General features: G+C 38.8%; 15 protein-coding genes and 1 pseudogene. 5 read left to right on the top strand and 11 right to left on the bottom strand.

Annotated elements, in window-relative coordinates:
• Positions 1 to 182: 182 nt before the first annotated feature.
• Positions 183 to 719, bottom strand: a complete 537-nt coding sequence (locus tag R2R35_RS13065; RefSeq protein WP_317730258.1) for a GNAT family N-acetyltransferase — start codon at positions 717 to 719, stop codon at positions 183 to 185.
• A 39-nt stretch (positions 720 to 758) separates the two neighbouring features.
• Entirely contained in the window at positions 759 to 1646 is an 888-nt protein-coding gene (locus R2R35_RS13060) for a MerR family transcriptional regulator (RefSeq protein ID WP_317730257.1), read from the bottom strand.
• A gap of 237 nt (positions 1647 to 1883) precedes the next feature.
• Here R2R35_RS13060 and R2R35_RS13055 point away from each other — a divergent pair, with 237 nt between their 5' ends.
• Positions 1884 to 2216 (top strand): helix-turn-helix domain-containing protein, encoded by a 333-nt coding sequence (locus tag R2R35_RS13055; RefSeq protein WP_033164052.1) that lies wholly within the window; start codon positions 1884 to 1886, stop codon positions 2214 to 2216.
• A gap of 72 nt (positions 2217 to 2288) precedes the next feature.
• Here R2R35_RS13055 and R2R35_RS13050 read toward each other — a convergent pair whose 3' ends face one another.
• A complete protein-coding gene (locus R2R35_RS13050) occupies positions 2289 to 2624 on the bottom strand; it encodes a hypothetical protein (protein ID WP_317730256.1) in 336 nt (111 codons plus the stop codon).
• Positions 2625 to 3148: 524 nt separating this feature from the next.
• Between R2R35_RS13050 and R2R35_RS13045 the strand changes: the two genes are divergently transcribed.
• The 3 genes from R2R35_RS13045 (at position 3149) to R2R35_RS13035 (ending at position 4237) form a co-directional block, all read left to right on the top strand.
• The gene (locus R2R35_RS13045; RefSeq protein ID WP_317730254.1) at positions 3149 to 3286 is read left to right on the top strand and encodes a transposase; all 138 of its coding nucleotides are present in this window, start codon (positions 3149 to 3151) and stop codon (positions 3284 to 3286) included.
• Positions 3287 to 3371: 85 nt separating this feature from the next.
• A complete protein-coding gene (locus R2R35_RS13040; RefSeq protein WP_317730253.1) occupies positions 3372 to 3827 on the top strand; it encodes a helix-turn-helix domain-containing protein in 456 nt (151 codons plus the stop codon).
• A 167-nt stretch (positions 3828 to 3994) separates the two neighbouring features.
• Complete coding sequence (locus tag R2R35_RS13035; protein WP_317730252.1) at positions 3995 to 4237, top strand: transposase; 243 nt, start codon at positions 3995 to 3997, stop codon at positions 4235 to 4237.
• A gap of 248 nt (positions 4238 to 4485) precedes the next feature.
• Here R2R35_RS13035 and R2R35_RS13030 read toward each other — a convergent pair whose 3' ends face one another.
• Entirely contained in the window at positions 4486 to 5451 is a 966-nt protein-coding gene (locus tag R2R35_RS13030; RefSeq protein WP_317730251.1) for a leucine-rich repeat domain-containing protein, read from the bottom strand.
• Between the two features lie 322 nt (positions 5452 to 5773).
• Here R2R35_RS13030 and R2R35_RS13025 point away from each other — a divergent pair, with 322 nt between their 5' ends.
• A complete protein-coding gene (locus R2R35_RS13025; protein WP_317730250.1) occupies positions 5774 to 6091 on the top strand; it encodes a hypothetical protein in 318 nt (105 codons plus the stop codon).
• On the opposite strand, the pseudogene R2R35_RS24725 reads toward R2R35_RS13025, so the two are convergent.
• The 7 genes and pseudogenes from R2R35_RS24725 to R2R35_RS12995 form a co-directional block, all read right to left on the bottom strand.
• Positions 6034 to 6252, bottom strand: a pseudogene (locus R2R35_RS24725) (IS5/IS1182 family transposase); the annotation flags it as partial. The gene R2R35_RS13025 and the pseudogene R2R35_RS24725 sit on opposite strands and share 58 nt — an antisense overlap.
• Positions 6253 to 6390: 138 nt before the next feature.
• On the bottom strand, positions 6391 to 10176 hold the full coding sequence (locus tag R2R35_RS13020) for an NHL domain-containing protein (protein ID WP_317730249.1): 3786 nt from the start codon (positions 10174 to 10176) through the stop codon (positions 6391 to 6393).
• A gap of 225 nt (positions 10177 to 10401) precedes the next feature.
• Positions 10402 to 11349, bottom strand: coding sequence for a response regulator (locus tag R2R35_RS13015; protein WP_317730247.1), 948 nt, complete (start codon positions 11347 to 11349; stop codon positions 10402 to 10404).
• Complete coding sequence (locus R2R35_RS13010) at positions 11324 to 13276, bottom strand: sensor histidine kinase (protein WP_317730246.1); 1953 nt, start codon at positions 13274 to 13276, stop codon at positions 11324 to 11326. Before R2R35_RS13010 ends, R2R35_RS13015 begins: the two co-directional genes overlap by 26 nt.
• A gap of 205 nt (positions 13277 to 13481) precedes the next feature.
• Entirely contained in the window at positions 13482 to 14792 is a 1311-nt protein-coding gene (locus R2R35_RS13005; RefSeq protein ID WP_317730244.1) for an MFS transporter, read from the bottom strand.
• Positions 14776 to 16188 carry a radical SAM/SPASM domain-containing protein gene (locus tag R2R35_RS13000; RefSeq protein ID WP_317730243.1) on the bottom strand — a complete coding sequence of 471 codons (1413 nt, stop codon included), beginning with the start codon at positions 16186 to 16188 and terminating at the stop codon, positions 14776 to 14778. Before R2R35_RS13000 ends, R2R35_RS13005 begins: the two co-directional genes overlap by 17 nt.
• Positions 16189 to 16203: 15 nt before the next feature.
• Positions 16204 to 17568, bottom strand: a complete 1365-nt coding sequence (locus tag R2R35_RS12995; RefSeq protein ID WP_317730242.1) for a radical SAM/SPASM domain-containing protein — start codon at positions 17566 to 17568, stop codon at positions 16204 to 16206.
• Positions 17569 to 17664 lie beyond the last annotated feature (96 nt).

The following is a 17664-nucleotide window of genomic DNA, read 5'->3' as shown; positions in this document are numbered from 1 at the left end:
TTTGGATCTAGTCTTAGTAGCTGGTTCCAGTCATGGGATTACGCAGCACTCATTGTAATCTGATTGTAAAATTCTCTCTTTCATTTATTTAACATCCGCGCCTATAAAGAGGAACAACAAAAATTATCCCACACGGATAAAAGTATAGGATAATGATTGTAGATACTAATCATATTTAAATTTTATCTACTTATCTTATTTAATTCGTAGATACTTAGATATTTCTCTGTCCGAATCAACTGAAAGCCTGTCTTTTCAAGCACTCTGCGGGACGGAAAGTTTTCATGTTCCACATTTCCATGAATGACCGGCTCTGCTCCAAGTTCGGCTAAGCTTTTCAAACCCCAGTTAACGGCAGCTTTTGCAGCCTCAGTAGCATATCCCTTATTTTGATAGGCTTCACCAATTCCATAGCCAACTTCTACGTAATCCAGCTCCTCCTGCGGTCCATGAAATTTACTTAGAGAAACCGTTCCTATAAATTCTTTGTTCTCTTTCAGATAAAGCCCTATATCAAAAGGTTCCTGCAGTATATTTACTGCATAACCGCTTTGATTATGCATAAGTTCAATAGCTTTCCTGGCAGTTTCCTTGTTCAGGGGTTCTTGAAAATAAAACCATTGCCTGTAGGATTTCTCATTCCTGAATTTCACATAGGTATCCAGATCCTCTAGCTTAATGGGGCAATAGACTAAACGCTCACTTAAAATCTGTTCCATCCTCTGCATTACCTCTCTTCATTCTCATCATAAAGACCTTTATTTCTCCTTCAGAAGCTGCCAGAGCTCCATCTCCGGGCTGGCAGGGGCTTCCATTCTGTCTACTCTGTAAACTTCAACTGCCAGCATCTCTTCCATGGTAAACGAAGATTCCGGCAACCACTTGCTATACAGATGCTCATAAGCTTTGTCCAATACCATACCTGTCAGAGTCTCTCTATCCTCTGCACTGAATCTGACACGGGCATACAAACCTGGCGGAAGAAGAAAACTGCGCATACCTTCCGGTATTTCCTTCAGGCAGTTTACCTGCATTCCCATCATATAAGTTCCCATACTCATATCCTTCTCGCATTCACACACAATACCAAGACTTGTTTCCGGCGAGGAATGTCCCGGTATCATATCCGGTTCATCATTGCTGTAAAAATCACGGATAAGACTTTCAATTATCTTCTGCTTCTTCTCATCTTGATTATAAGGTACCCGTGCTGCCCGTCCTATAAAGCACACCGGCTTCTCCAGCAGGAAGGTATCCGTTATGTATTCCGTAGCTATTCCGGATATTCTGTCTGAATGATAGACAGCTTTATTTTCCCTGATACGCCCCTGCAGGGCCAGAAGCTCCTGTTTGATATCACGAAGAAGTATTTCCTCTGATCTGACTGCTGTAAGTCTGGCTTCGACAATCTCTTTCCATTGCTCCAATTCCGACTCTAAAAGAATATATATCTCCTCCAGTGAGAATCTCAATCTTCTTAAATACTGTATCTGTTTCATACGTTCACTCTGGTTTTTTCCATAATAAGCATAACCATTGAGAGAATCTATGCCCTCCGGTTCAAGAAGCCCGATTTCCTTATAGTATCGCAAGGTTTTCTTTGAAACCAGATGCAGGCCTGCAAACTGTCCGATTGTGTATCGCATAACCTCCTCCTTTTCTTAATAGTAATCCATTCCCTAAGGGCGCAGTCAAGTGGTAATTACGACGGTAAATTCATATAAAGTCCCTTTACAATATTTTTCATTGCTTTATTCTCCTAATTTCTCATTTTTGTCTATTTGTATACTTTATACTTGTACAGGTTATTCTAGCATAGAACCACAAAGTTTACAATTAGAATAAAAATATATACATATAGACAAATTCCTGAGGTGATTAAGTTGACTGGTAATAATGATAACAATATAAATTATGAGATATTAGGCTTACGCATAAAAGAAATCCGTATAAGAAAAAATCTGACGCAAGAAAATGTTGCCTCTTATGTCGGTTGTAATGTTTCTCATATCTCTAATATCGAAAACAATCATACCAAAGTATCTCTTAATGTTCTATTAGCGATTGCAAACGCACTTCATACAAGTATCGATTACCTTTTATCAGATCAATATGAAAACTCATCTTTTGCATTGGATAACGAAATTCTAAGAGCGTTAAAAGACTGTGATAATGACAAGAAAATAAAGATTTTAAAGATAATTTCAATTATTTAGATTTATGAATTATAGTTATAGCAGCTACCGTCTGAAAGAAGTCGGACGGTAGCCTTGCTATTCAGGAGCATTTCACTCCCCTGCAAACTCTTCTGTTGAAAGTGCACCGTTCCAAACATATCCATCAGAGCGGTAATAACCTCTTATAACAGAACCATCTGTCTTTGTATAATCGATGACGAAAACCTGCCCTGTTTCTATTTGCATCGGATAGTTATTATAAGGTAGTACATTGCCAGTTTTGCTGTTGTCCTTGAAGTCATTATAAGCATTTTCCAAGCGCCAAAATTCACGGGATGCGTAATCTTTAAATCCGGTTAGATCTTCTTTCCCAAAATACGAGGCTGTATATTTTTTTTTACTAATTGCAATTGTATCCTCTCTAATGGGTTCAATCTCTTTTGCCAACCAAGCTAAGTCCTCTGAATAGATATTATTACTGTAAACCTCCTTTAACTGATTTGCCATGCACGGAATTGAAATTTTTCTGCTTCCATCGTATATGATCAACCAATTGTACAGAATAAAAGAACTAACTTTTCAAAAACAATCACACTATGCTATGCGTTTTTTAAGGAAAAGCTCTCAAGCAAGACACTATTAGAAATGTTAATAAAGACTGTTTCACCAATTCGATCTAATCGAACGTTTGAGAGAAAGAAGAAACCGAAAAGTGCAATAAGTTTTGCTTACAGAGTATCTTAATTTTTAGAAATTCCCATAAAGTAGCCATAACAGGTGCAAGACACTTGGCACCTGCATTTGTGTTTCTTAAAAAGTAAAACGGTAGCCGCATATGATAGCATCTACCGTTTTTTATTTCTATTATAAAATGTTTTTCTGATGAAATGCTGCTTAACTAAATGACATTGCCTTCTAGGTAGACAAGTGAAATAATAAAATCACTTGATGCTTAGAAGGGAGCATTTTTCATGTCTAGAAAAAAGATATCACCATCAGAGAAACTTCAAGCCGTACAGGAATATTTAGCTGGCAAAGGGAGTATTGAAATAATTGCAGCAAAATATGGCATAACATACACCATTTCGGAAATGGCTTGCAAAATATGAATCATTCGGTCCCAATGCATTTATTCGAACAGGACATAATGCATCATACTCCTCTACATTCAAAAAGAACGTTGTTGATGCCTACTTGAGTGGAAAAGGTTCTTATCGAGATCTCGCAATAAAATACAAGATAGCTAATCCAGAAACTGTTAGATGTTGGGTTATGAAGTATAATGGTCATGAGGAGCTAAGAGCTTCTGGAACAGGAGGATATTCCATTAAGGCCAAAGGACGAAAAACAACATTTGATGATCGTGTCGAAATCGTACAGTATTGTATAGCGCATGAACATAATTATACGGAAACAGCCAAGAAATATCAGGTATCCTATCAACAAGCACGTAATTATACCGTTAAATATGAATTAGACGGAGTTGAAGCTTTAAAGGATAATCGTGGAAAAAGAAAACTTGAAGACCAAATGACGGAATTAGAACGTCTCCGTGCTGAAAACAAGATTTTAAGAGCTGAAAATGAACGAGCTGAAATGGAGTCATCATTCTTAAAAAAACTCGAGGAAATAGAGAGGATGCGGGGCTAAGCCTGGTCCGATACATATATCAGGCAATCAAAGAGGAAAAGGAAGAACACAATTATTCAATCAGTGCATTGTGCAAATTTGGTGGAATTTCCAGAGCTGCATACTATAAATGGTTACACAGGGGAATTCCTAAAAGTGAGACAGAAAACAAGCGTATTGCAGATATCATGGAAAAGATTCATAGGGAATCTCCAGACAAAGGATACCGCAGAATCAGAGATGATCTTGAACGATATCATGACACAAAAGTAAATGATAAACGTGTATTACGCATCTGTCGCAACCGAGATATCAAATCGACGATTAAGTACTCTAATAATGGATGTACAAGGAAGTCCACAAATCCACAATACATAGCTGAAAATACGCTAAACTGTGAATTCAAAGCAGATGCACCAAACGAGAAGTAGCTTACAGATGCTTAAGAGAGCTAAGCAAAGAAAAATTCTAATGTACTGGTTTTCTATAAGTTAGAATATGTATTTTATATTAGATTATAGAAATGCTTGTTATGGATGTGAGTATAGACCGTGAATTAAGTGGTTGACGAATTTAATTTTAGTGTGACTTTATAAAAAATAAGCCATGTAAATTACTCTAAATTGAGCAAATCACAAGACTTATTTTATTAAATAAATTTGATGTTTTGATGTTGGTATTAGCCAAGAGGAATAAAAGTCCTATTATACTTTAATGCATATGATTCTGCTGTTGAACCGCTGTATCCATAAATAATAGAAGCTGTACTAATAGTCTGTTTGCTATCATAGATGGTAGCATCTGGGTTCAAAATAAAAATCTTACCCATTCCATCACATAAGTTAAATGCTAATTTACCTATATTAGTTACACTAGATGGAATAATTATTTGGCTTAAATAGGTACAATTATTAAATGCATTGTCTTCAATACTTGTTACACTATATGGAATTGAAATACTTTTTAATGCTTTACAATTATAAAACATAGCTTGTGGAATAACAGTTATACCTGGCTCTATTTCTACAGTTGTAAGTGAAGCTGAACTGATACATAGCCTTTGTAAATATACATCAGAAGTAGAATATTTGTTATAATAATCTCCCCAAGATGTTATATTTCCTGGAATTTTTAATGTAGTTAAAGAACTATTACCAAGTGCTGAATAACCAAGGGTAGTTAATGTGCTTGGTAGATCAATAGATTTAAGAGCACCCATGCTATAAAATGCCATGTAGCCAATTTTGGTTACTCCTTCAGGAATATAAACAGAAGTTATTTTGTCTCTGTTATATAATGCATAGTCTCCTATCTCAAGCAATGTGAATGGAAAAACTACAGATGTTACGTTTGCTCCATAATTCATTAGAAATGTATACACGTTATTACCGGATTTATATCCAGAAGCAGATGTTACAAGATATCCATCTAAGAAATACGGTACGTTTAATTGGCCACTAACATTGCTAGCTAATCGTACATCTGTTGCATTACCTGCATATAAGGTATATGTCCAAGAGACATTATTTGAATCTACGGCAGTATATCTTGTTGCAGCCTTAGCAATTTGAGAAGCTGGTATTAGAGTAGTTATCACCACAATACACATTAAAGAAAGCAATAAATTTTTTAAATATTTTTTCATAATATTAACCCCATTTCCTATATTTGTAAGTTAATAATAGTCGAAATAACAAAAATTAGCAAGAATAAAAACTAACAAAATAGACAAGCAGTTAATGGCAAATATTAACAAAATGTGTTATGGGGATATCGCGCATATACATAAGTTACTATGAAATCGTGATTTTACACAAAAAAAGACTGGGTAGCAGGGGTTTATGAACCAGAATATACAATAATAATCCATCCAAAGAAGTACATATAATTGGTAAAATTGCGTATTATCCAAAAAGAAGACAAAAAAGGATACATAGATGACATTTAGACATATAGGAGGGTTTTTAGTGACTACAAAATTAACAAAAGATATATTAATACAATACGCTGAACTCAGAGAGGAGGTTAAAGACACTAGGAGAAAGATTGAATCGCTCGAAAACCAAATTAAGAAAATGGAAGAAGGAGCGGTAATTGATTGTGTCAAAGGGGGAGCAGGAGGTATACAAAACTATAAAGTAACAGGTTTCCCTTATCCAAAATATAGCAGAGCAAAAAGTCTTTTCTATGCAAGGAAAGCTATCTTAGAAACCTTAAAATTTGATTGTAGTATCTTGAACATGGTCTTTGGGTCAACTGCTGGATTTCTACCTTTGGTAGAGTAAGCCTGATACAACTTCGTGTAATCTAATTCCTCCAATAATTGGCTTAGCAATCTGACTGAATCATCTTCCGATACAAATCCATATAATTCTAATGGAAGTTTTAATTGATATACATTAGAATTCAATGTATAATTCTTATTAGTGTAATTATTTATTCGCATACTTAATTATACCATAAAGGCAGGCTCTTTCGGGAACCTGCCTTTATTTTTAAGAAAAAAGAGCTCTTGCGCCATAGATTACTCATCTATTTTGCAAAAGCCCCTTAAAATGCTTAAATTAATCAAGGCTTAAAGGTTTTATTTTTGCTTGATTACTATGTCCTTTGGCAGCCAAAGCTCCTGCATTGCCTGGACATATAACTCTCCTGAAGAAGCAGGCACCTGGAAAACACAGGTATCCTTCACTTTTTCAAAGACAGAGTAATAGGTCATTTCCGGTACCTGGCTGCTTTGGAATACCACCTTTTCCAGTTTGGAGGAGTGAGCAAATGCACATCCTCCGATACTTTTTACCGTCTCTGGTATTACAACTGCTTTTAACTCTTTGCATACACTAAAAGCGTAGCTTCCTATTTCCGTTATCTTCCTGTCGATGACTATCGTGCCGGAAGCAGAAGGATAGGCCAGCAGCACAGTTCCCTGTTTGTTTAAGAGCATAGCGCCTTTTGCGGAATACTGTTTGTTTTCTCTGTCCACCTTAAACTCCTTTAAGCGGTTGCAGGAGGTAAATGCAGTGGGAGAGATTACTTTTATATTAGCCGGTATGGTAACCGAGGTTATATTTGATCTGCCGTAAAAGGCACTTTCATCGATGGAGGTAACCTTGTATTTCTTTCCTTTCCAGTCAATCGTTTCAGGTATTACCACTTTACCGGGAAGTTTGCTATTCATCTGGTTATTCGCAATGGCAACCTCTCCTGCCCCCGTACCGGAGGCTTTGCTGGTAATTCTGTAATTTATGTCCTTGTATGCAAAGGTCTCTGCAGAATACCTGATAAATCCAACTTTGGTAGCTCCCTGGGCTTTCATTACCTTAACCTTAACCGTATAAACTTTCGTATTACCGCCATAGGTTACTGCTGTCATATAATATGCACTTCCAGCCTTCTTTGCAAACAGCTTCCCTTCCTGATCAATGCTGATAAAGGTTGGAGTGGATACGTGATATTTCACCTCTGCACCTGCTGGCAGGTTCTCAGGTCTGATCTCTGTGAGAGTTCCTTCTGTAACAGTGATATCAGTTATTATCTGTGCTCCTTCTGCCAGCCTGCCATCACTGTCGACTACAAAGGCATACGGAGAAAAATGTGCTGCTTCAAATTGTAGGCAGCTTACCCCTTCCTTCACTGTCAGCTCCGCCGGTAGAACCTGAAGCTTTTCGTTTGTCACCGTCACTACCAGTAGCTTCTCCTTTTCCGGGAGCAGCGACGTTGGAATGGGGCAGGTAATTCGCACAGAAGTGCCTTGTGCCGGCTGTACCTTCGTATTGGTTCCCTTGATGTATAAGCTTATGTCTAAGGGGAATATCTGCATTGTTTCCATATTCAATCCGATTGTATCTGTTTCCAGGGCTTTTCTTACTTCTCTTTCCGCAGCAGAATCCTCTTTTAACCGGACTTCCACTGATTTATCAAAGGCTTTACCAACCTCTTCTACTGAGATGATGGCGGTATTAGGGATACCTTTCGGAGCTTCAACCACTTTTATGGTCTTTTCCTCCGTTTTATCCTGATTTCCAATGTCCCCGTCTTCATCGGGGGTGGAAGGTAAGGCAGGAGTAACTGTTGGTGTGTTCCGGTACTCTGCCGTAATTGTTACTTCTCCTGCCGGCATTGTAAATACTGTACTTTCTGCTTCTGGGTTTTGAAAGGCTATATTCCTGCTGGAGGTCCATCTATAAAATACCTTACCTGCAGGTGCCGGGTTAGCAGTGATGGATACATCGGAATTTTCGGGATAGCTTCCTCCGCCGCTTCCGCCAATTACTGTTACGGTATATTCCGCAGACTCTGTCTTTGATATTACAGTTACAGAAGCGGTGCTTGTTGTCACTGCCGCTGTCTTATTACCATTAACACCGGGATCCGTATTGGTTACTACACAGTAATACCACTTTTTCCCTTCTGTGTCCGTCGGTGCCCCATAGCTGTCCTGTACTGCTCCCTCTATGGGTGTTCCGCCCTCCGTACTGTCCTCCGCGTTACTGTACCATTGGTAAGTAAGACTTCCGCTGCTTACCGCCGCTGTTACCTCTAAAATGGCTTCTTCCCCTTTTTGTACCGTTACATCCTTGGGATGTTTTAAGATTCCGGGTGTTTCCGCGTTGGTGACAGACTGGGTTACTGCTTTGGCTGCATTACTGGTTACGCTGGCGGTTTTACTTCCAGTAGCTTCCGTATCCAGATTGGTTATCACACAGTAATACCAGGAATCTTTCAGTTCATCCGCTGGTGCCCTGTAGCTGCTCTGGACTGCTCCGCTTATGATAGTTCCTCCGGTATTGCTATTCGTTGTATTTCTATACCATTGGTAGCTCAGATTTCCTTTTTCTACTGTTGCTGCTACCTCAAAGTTTACATCTTTGCCTTCCTCAACTGTGACCTCCTGAGGCTGTCTGATAATCTGAGGGGTTTGGGCATCTGTTATTTCCTCTTCTATTGTCTGCGTTACAGTAAAGCTTATGTCCTGCATCTTATCTGCCGACACTGTTATAGTGGCCGTATGGGTTCCCAGAGCCAGCCATTCTCTCGCCTGCACCGTAAAAACAGCCGTTGTATTTGTATTGTCTAACGTAGTTCTTGTAAGTCTTCCAAGCTCAAAGCTACCTGCGCCACTGCCGCTTATCGTTATTTTCAGGTTCTTTAGAGTTCCTGATCCAGTATTGGTCACAGTTATGGTCTTGCTTTCTATTTCCCCTGTATTATAACCCCACAGAAGCTTTGGGAAAACGTACTCCCCTTCCTGCGACAAAGCTGCTGCGTAAGTAACCGTATTTATTTTCTTAATTTTACTGTTTGCTGTGTCGGCCACATAAAATACACCATTGTTATCGATCGCCAGACCAAAAGGATAATTAAATTCGGCATTTAATACCGGGAAGTTCCCTACTACCGTGCTGATGATTCCCTCCGGTGTTACTTTACGAAGTACATTATTAAAATATTCTATGATATATAAGTTCCCGTAATTATCTAGTGCCACATCTGCAGGACCTCTTAAGAGGGCTTTGGTGGCCGGTCCCTCATCGCCGCCATATCCATTTGTGCCAAACTGTCCTGCTATGGTATTTATTACTCCGTCTTCTGTTACTTTACGGACTACATTATTATCCATATCAGCTATGTAAAGGTTATTCTGATTGTCTAACGCTACTCCCGTAGGATTATGGAACTGTGCGTCAATAGCAGCCCCTCCGTCTCCTGAATAGCCCACAACCCCAGACTGTCCTGCCACTGTACTAATGATTCCATCTGTTGTTACCTTTCGGATTACCTGGTCCTGTATATCAGCTATGTATAGGTTATCCTGACTGTCCACTGCAACTCCAAAAGGCTGCTTTAGCATGGCTTCAACAGCAGGTCCGCCATCTCCTGAGTGGCCGAAGCTTCCGGCTATTCCGGCTATTGTACTGATAACACCATCTGCTGTCACTTTACGGACTACATAATTCTTACTATCTGCTATGTATAGATTTCCCTGACTGTCCAATACGATTCCCCTTGGGTCATTTAGTTCAGCCGCTTTTGCACTACCGCCATCTCCTGCATAACCAGGGTTTCCATTACCTGCTACTGTTGTAATTATACCCTCTGCAGACACTTTGCGTACTCTGCTGTTAAGCGTATCTGCAATATACAGATTGCCCTGGTTATCTATAGCTACTCCATTCGGTGCGTTGAGGCTGGCTAAATTTGCCGGTCCTTCATCCCCTCCGAAGCCGGGAGATTGAATTCCTGCAATGGTCGTTACCTCATAATTCTCAGCTGCCAAAGCTGTATACTGCGGTAATCCGGTATACAGAATCAGCAAAGATAAGGTAATACATAAAAGCCTCTTATTCCAGCTTTTTATTTTTCTTCTCATATATTCCTCCTTTTATTACTGTCAATCCGCCTAAACTTAGCGTTGATATGATTATAACAACCTATTTTCACAAAATTCTCACAAGAATCGACCTATTACTTCAGGAAATGCGAATGTATTTAACTCAATATGTAAGTTATATAAATTGGCCGCAATATAAAAGCCCCAGGCACAGAAGATCTTCTTCCATGTCTGAGGCTTGGTTTATGTACAAAGGAATTTTTTCTACACCTCACATCTTAACTGCTGGTTTATATAAATTTCCTCTGCCTTATCTCTATTACCTTTTGACTCATATTCATTTGCCAGCCCGGCACACAGCTTATCAAACATATTCTGGTATGCATACTTTTGCAGTTCTCCCCACAGGTAGTCTTTACTTCCAAACAATTCCCCCTGGTAAACAAAAAATAGTTGTTCGCTTATAAAGTCTTCCTGTCCCATTTCTTTCTGAAAGGTCTCATAAAGGCTTTCAAGTTGAAAGACATCACACCAGACCCCTTCCATAGCAAAGAAATACTTTCCCAGCCTGTTATAAAGTACATTCTTGATTCCCGCCTCCTGTAAGGCTTTCTTCATACGGTAAATGGTGGTATACATTGTATTTTCTACTCTGATCTTTTCCGATAAGGGCCAAAGCTTCTCAATCAGACTCCATTTATCAATACCCTGCTTTCCATAGAGCATCAATAGAGCAAACATTTCCTCCGTCTTCTGGGTAGGCCACTTTAATAAAGAATTGCCTTCCTCGTCCTGTATGGCAACCTTTCCAAAAAGACGGACATATAGTTTCTTATACAAAGGAGCTACCGGCAACTCCGTCTTTCTTACTCTTGCCAAAGCCTGGGTTATATCCTCCCTGCTTGCAGGCTTCAGGATATAATGCAGCGCATTCAGCTTAAAGGCTTCCACCGCATATTTATCATAGGCCGTTACAAAAACAATATTGGCAGAGTCAAGACGTCCCGCTATTTCTGCGGCAAGCTCTATGCCATTGATTCCCGGCATTTCAATATCAAGAAATATAATATCCGGCCTTAACTCCGGCAGACGTTCAAGAGCCTTCCTGGCACTGGTGAACTCTCCCACAACCTCTACCTTAAGCCCAAGCAGAATATCCCTCAAATAATCAAGCACCAGAATCTCATCATCTACAATTACTGCCTTTAACATGTCCGTCCTCCTCTTCCAGATGAAACCGAAACCATACTTTAACCCCTTCTTCCTGCTCTTCTATGTGCAACTCCTCCCCATAGTAATGCATTAACCGCTTTTTGATATTCCCAATACCGACGCCTTTCCGTTCAGTTTCTGTATCCCCTGCTTTCCCGGAAAGCGTTGCCAGGCTGTTTGGAGAAAAACCGGGACCATTGTCGTAGACGGTAACAACCCCAAAGCCCTCCTCCTTTTGAATTGATAATCTGACATTTCCACCCTCTTCTCTTTTCAGGGCTCCATGGCGGATCGCATTTTCTACCAGGGGTTGAATCAGTAAGGGTACTATCCTTTGGTGTTTGAGAGCTTCTTCAATCTCCATCTCCACCTTAAGCCTTTTCCCAAACCGTGTTTTTTCTATAAATACATAGGAACGGATACTTTCAAGCTCGCTTTCTACCCGGATAAATTCCGATGTCATATCAATGTTAAAAGCACTTTTTAAAAATTCCGCCAGATGCCAGAGAAGTTCAGAGGCTTTCTCGGGATTGCTATAACACAGGCTAAGAATACTGTTTAGGGAATTAAACAGAAAATGTGGTTTTATCTGAGCCTGTAAAAATGCGATTTCGCTACGTTCCGCATGATTTGTTACTCTCTCCATGTTATAATTGCTTTCCAGCAATGCCACTGTCAGCTCCTCATTCTTTTTATACATAACATGATACCTATAGGTAAGCAGGAACACCCAGACAGTTATATACAGGACGCTTGCTGTCAGTGACATCATATCATTTCCAATCAGCCCTTTTGTGAAAACCAGCTGGTCAATGCAATATACATCAATAAAATACAATACCAGAAGGAGAAGTCCATGCTCTATTCCGCTAATTCTAAGCTCAGTCCTTTTCATAAAAAGATACAATACCCGGAACTCAACGGCAATTATGATAAGCAGGTCAATAATGATAAACACTGTCCGGATTCCAGGGGTTTCCGCAGGCAAAACCACATAAAGGATAGCAAACAGACCTTGTATCAGAATTACGATGTTTCTGTACTGGGTGGAAATAAACTTCCTATCCAGATGATAAACCGCCATTACAATAGAAAGGATACCCATACTAATCAAAACGGACTCCAGATTCAACAGGCCTTCAGCCGATATTCCGGGTAGAATATATTTTATGATACGTTCTCCCAGCGTTCCATTGATTAAGGCCAGAGAAGCCGCTCCCATTGGGAAAAATACACTCGCCTTTTCCTTTTTATAATAACCCGGGCTCACCAATACAATGATCAGGTACACGGCTGCCACCCCAAAGCTAAAGGCAATTGGCAGCATATCCCGCACAATATTCCTGGCACCAAAAGAGGTAATTTCCTGCTGCTCACCAAAATATATGGCTTCCGCGATACCCCCACCAAAAATCTTATGGCTTGATACCTGTATAATAATCTCAATTTTATCCTCATCTGACTGAAAATACACTGCTTCGGGCATATTGCCCATATTTTCGCCACGTACAGAATCTGATACAGAACCGTTTTGTATCAGCAGCTTCCCATTGACATATATTTTACTGGCAATTCGAATACTCTGCTTTTTCAAGCCGTAAATCACCCCAGGATTCACCTTTGTCAGGGTAATGCGATAGGTAGCATACCCATAATCCGGATATTTCTTCCCATCGATATCCTTTCTCCAACTCCCTGGAACCATCATATAAGAGTGAACCCTCACTTCCTTTTTAAAGTCCTCCGGTTCCAGAAGCTGCCCCCAGTAGAATTCCCACTCTCCGTTTAGTGGAAGGATCTTTCTGCCGCTAGGCATTGATTCTTCTGCATCAACGGTTCCCTTTACCACAAAAACGTCTGTATGGTTCATTTTATAATAAATTGCTATAAGAATGCTGATTCCAAGTATTAAAGTCAACACCCACATTTGAGGCCGCCGCAAATATCTCCCACCTTCTATTTCATCGCTGATCGACAAATTTTATTTCTTTCAATTATACTTGGAATCCTGCTGGTTGAAAAGGTATAGTTTTATTTATGAGGAAAGATTTATATGAAATTAGTAAAGAAGGTAAAAAACTGCTGCCTGACAGTTTATATACTTTCACTGTTGGCAGCAGCCTGTATCCTATTCAGATTTTTGCTTTTTGTAAGTTTATATTATCTTGTTGCTCTATTTCTTCAGGTTTTCTTAAGAATTCATTTATCATAAATGCTGTAAGACCGGCAAACAGGATAGAATTAATCAAAAAGGCTATTACAACCGGCATATTTTCAATAATAATTCCTCCTAAAAACAATCCTGCCGACATGGAAATCATGGAACCCAACGATTTCAGTGAATATATTCTTCCCAAAAATTCACTTTTTGTTTCTGTCTGTAATATTACACTTATGTTTACATTAACCATTGCAACTGTTATTCCTAATATAAAAAATAAAGCAGCAAAGAACCCCACTAAAAAAAAGGAAGATGGAAGAACAGTCCCATGCAGAAGAACAATAAGAGGCAGCAGTGAAAAAACAGGAAATTGTATAATAACAACCTTCGTAAGATTACTGTATAATTTTTCTTTGATATTAAACTTTAATGCCAGAGCTGCTCCTAGTAACAGTCCAAGCGACATGGCTATTTGTATGACAGCAACCGCTGCTAAAGTTGTCTTGAATACAACATTAAACATATAAGGGATATAAATGGAATAAATGGATATATAAATATAGTTCCAGACCAATGCAAAAACTATGATAAATAAAATCTTTTTATTCTGAAGCAGATATTGTATACCTGCCCGGGTTCCTGATTTTTGCAGTACTTTTTCTAATTTAACCATCCTTGACGGGTGAATGAACATTTCCGTAATGGCTGATATGATATATGCAACGCCGGTTATAAGGAAGACCAAGTGAATTCCCAACGCCTCGTATACCGCAACTCCAACTGCGAGGCCCAGAATGGCTATGGTATTATCTACAACAGCCAGCAGGGAATTGGCCTTTGTTAATTTTTCCTCCTCCAGTATGGAAGGTAAGATACTCATGGAAGCCGGATTGAATAATCCCGCACAGATATAAGTAATCACAGCACCAAGATAAATCCAGAGGAATTTGTAGGGTAAATCGACTATAACCATAAATAGAAGGAACAATATATAGATCCCTCGTATATAATCTGTTGCATACATTATTTTTTCCTTTTTCCATCTGTCTATCATCTTTCCAAATAAAAACAATACCAACCCACAGGTTATATTTCCAATAATATAATAAGTACTCATCGCTGTTGCAGATGCTGTTGCATTTAAAATGTACCAGGGCAGGGCAATATTAAAAATGCCTTCCCCCAATTGAGATACAATCTTACCCCAAAACAAAATCCAGAAGTTACGATTGAAGCTCACAACTGCTTTTTTATTGCTTTCCACTTTATAATGATAGCTCATACGTATCGATTTCACCCTCTTCTAATAATAAACGCTCTATCACAGTTTTCATAAGTTCACAATAGTTCTCCACCAGATAATTAATATCACTGTACTGCTGCTCCAATGGACCAAGACAGAAACCGGAACAAAATCCCTCCAGTTTACAGGTATTGCACCTGTGTGAATTTCTTAAGCTTCTCTCTGCATAAAGCCGGTAGGTATTACTCTCAAGCAATTTATTAAGTTCATAGATATTTCCATAATATCTGGAAGATCCTTTACAAGCGAAAATACTTCCATTTGGTTCAATACTAAGCTGACTTCCAGTACCGGAACAGGTCTTAAACCCCTTAGCCAAATCTAAATGTTCAAACATGCTGCGATAGGTACTCATCCAATAACCGGATACCGGAACATTTTTACTCTTCCCGTATCGGTAGAGGTCAATTAATTTATCCGCAATCTCTGCTACAGGTCTATTATAAAATTCCGGTGAAAGATCCAGAACCACCCCAACCTCCCTGACCCCGTACTCTAATGCACAGTCAATAATAGAGGTATCAAAATATTCATAGGTGCACTCTGACAGAACAGAATTAAATGCCACATAATTATTCGTACTTTTAAGAATCTCCAGGGCATTATATATCTGGTTGCGGCTGTCTTTTCCGGAAAGCATATTCCTATTCGATTTATTTGGACTGTCAAAGCTGACAACTACTGCCACTCCGTATCTGTTAAAATATTCTGCTATATCAGAGTCGATTAAGGAACCATTTGTCACAATACTGTAGGACAAGTCTACACCATACTTGCTACCGTCTCCGTAGTAGTCCAGAACAGCCTTTATGGTATCCTTATTGGTTAAGGGTTCCCCACCAAAAAACTGTATATGTAAGTCTCGGTTTCCTGCTTTTTTAACCTGCAGCAGGACCAGCTTGATATATTCGATGGCATCCTTACAGCTCATAACCTTATTACTGCTTTCATTTTGTGACACTTTTCTTTCTTCTGAACTATAGATAGAGTGTTCAAAACAATATTTACATTTAAAATTGCAATTGTTGCTGACAATAAGTTGAATGGTTTTTATCTGACCTCCTGTCAGCAAGCCTTGTAACCGCTCTTGCGTATGCAGCGTAACATAATCCTTATCTACGCCATCATGGATCAGAAAACCTTTTTCTGCAAACTCATCAATAATCTCTTTTACCTCTTCTAACGGAATCCCAGTCTCCAGATTCTCTTTTATATCCATATACTCTTTATAAACAACAGGTTTATAGAAATAGGACAATATTCCATAGATAGCCGGATCAATGGAACAGACCTCCCCAATCTGACTATGATAGGCTATGATATCCTTTGGTCGTTCCATAAACGTTACATACTTCGATAATTGTATCTGCTTCATAGGTTAACTCCTGTATCAGACTTCGATAATATCAGAAAAATCATTGTCATCGGTTCTTAAGATAAGTTCTTTGGTTATGGCTTTGTAAACATTGCACAGACTCTTGTTATTACCATACATGCTTCCCTTTTTCTCCAAAGCTCCAACGCAAACACCGGAGCAGAAGGATTGTATTTCACAGCCGTTGCAATCATTTCCGTTCTTGTAGACTTTATTTAAATAATCTCTGTATTTCTCTCCTTTTAATACATCGGTAAGCCGATCAATACTCCCCATCTTACTAGGGCAGCATTTACAGGCAAATATATCTCCGGATGGCTCAACACTGACCTTACTGCCTGTTGCTGGACATGCCTTGTAGCCTTTTTCAAAAAAAGTCCCTTCTTCATTTTTAATCTGGCTATACATTTTTGCCCAGTATCCAGTTATTTGGATTTCCTTCTGGATTCCATAATCATAGGCATCCAGTAAAAGTTTAATAATATCCTCTTCCTGAAAGCCTTTTCCTATAAAATCACCATCCAGATCAAGAATCAGCCCCAAATAACGAATTCCATGTTCAGCAGCGAAATCAACCAATCCTTTATAATCATAATTACTGATAGTCCATTTTGATATAACGGAATTAAAGCTTACCGTTACCTTTTTTGCTTTCAGCATTTTTAATACCGGAACCATGATATCATCTAACAACAGACCATTTTTACTAATACGTTCCCTGCTGTTTGGAGAATCATAGCTGATAATAAGAGATACTTTTAATTTATGAAAATACTCTGCCATTTCTTCGGTAATGAGTGAACCGTTGGTTGTAATGGTATACGATATCTCAACTCCCAGCTCCTCACCAGAACCATAAACATCAAACACCTGCCTGATTAATTTCCAGTTCATCAAGGGTTCCCCACCAAAGAATTCGATAGACAATAAATTATTTCCATTCTTTCTGATATTCTCGAGCATATTCTCAATTGCCTGTCTGGCAACCTCAAAGTTCATATCGGAAGGACGGTTTGCTTCACTGTTGTCCCTTAGTTTGTGTTCTTCATTTAAAAAACAGTATGTACAATGAAAGTTACAGAAATTAGATACTACAAGCTGCAAGCCTACTAACAGCCTGCCGTCGTCGGCTAACTTTCTGTTAGCTATTTCCTCCTTTAATATTTCGTCCTCTTCCTTCTCTTCCACTATAAAATAATTATCAATAAACTTATTCTTAATATCCTTAAAATCAGCTTTATCCAAATTCTGTTCAGATATATTTTCCAGAATTTGATATGCCTTCTCATTAAGCTTTGATAGATTTCCAAATAACCTATGGTAGACAAGATAATCCCTGTCTCTTTTATTCACCTCAAGATATCTGCTTTTCTGATACATACAAGTACTCCCTCATTATTTATTAGTTTGTATTGCAGGTTAATGAAGTCAAAAACCCCACTAGCCTGCAAAAAATTTAACAAATGGCCATATGCT

Source organism: Anaerocolumna sp. AGMB13020, assembly GCF_033100115.1.
Lineage (GTDB): Bacteria > Bacillota > Clostridia > Lachnospirales > Lachnospiraceae > Anaerocolumna.
Note: the sequence above shows the minus strand (reverse complement) of the source record. Positions and strands in the feature narration are given on the sequence as shown.

Bases quoted from the DNA above. Each gene is read 5' to 3' on its own strand.
- R2R35_RS13000 (WP_317730243.1), bottom strand. From the start codon at position 16,188: ATGAAGCAGATACAATTATCGAAGTATGTAACGTTTATGGAACGACCA.
- R2R35_RS13065 (WP_317730258.1), bottom strand. From the start codon at position 719: ATGGAACAGATTTTAAGTGAGCGTTTAGTCTATTGCCCCATTAAGCTA.
- R2R35_RS13005 (WP_317730244.1), bottom strand. From the start codon at position 14,792: ATGAGCTATCATTATAAAGTGGAAAGCAATAAAAAAGCAGTTGTGAGC.
- R2R35_RS13045 (WP_317730254.1), top strand. From the start codon at position 3,149: ATGTCTAGAAAAAAGATATCACCATCAGAGAAACTTCAAGCCGTACAG.
- R2R35_RS13020 (WP_317730249.1), bottom strand. From the start codon at position 10,176: ATGAGAAGAAAAATAAAAAGCTGGAATAAGAGGCTTTTATGTATTACC.
- R2R35_RS13060 (WP_317730257.1), bottom strand. From the start codon at position 1,646: ATGCGATACACAATCGGACAGTTTGCAGGCCTGCATCTGGTTTCAAAG.
- R2R35_RS13015 (WP_317730247.1), bottom strand. From the start codon at position 11,349: ATGTTAAAGGCAGTAATTGTAGATGATGAGATTCTGGTGCTTGATTAT.
- R2R35_RS13030 (WP_317730251.1), bottom strand. From the start codon at position 5,451: ATGAAAAAATATTTAAAAAATTTATTGCTTTCTTTAATGTGTATTGTG.
- R2R35_RS13010 (WP_317730246.1), bottom strand. From the start codon at position 13,276: ATGTGGGTGTTGACTTTAATACTTGGAATCAGCATTCTTATAGCAATT.
- R2R35_RS12995 (WP_317730242.1), bottom strand. From the start codon at position 17,568: ATGTATCAGAAAAGCAGATATCTTGAGGTGAATAAAAGAGACAGGGAT.
- R2R35_RS13035 (WP_317730252.1), top strand. From the start codon at position 3,995: ATGGAAAAGATTCATAGGGAATCTCCAGACAAAGGATACCGCAGAATC.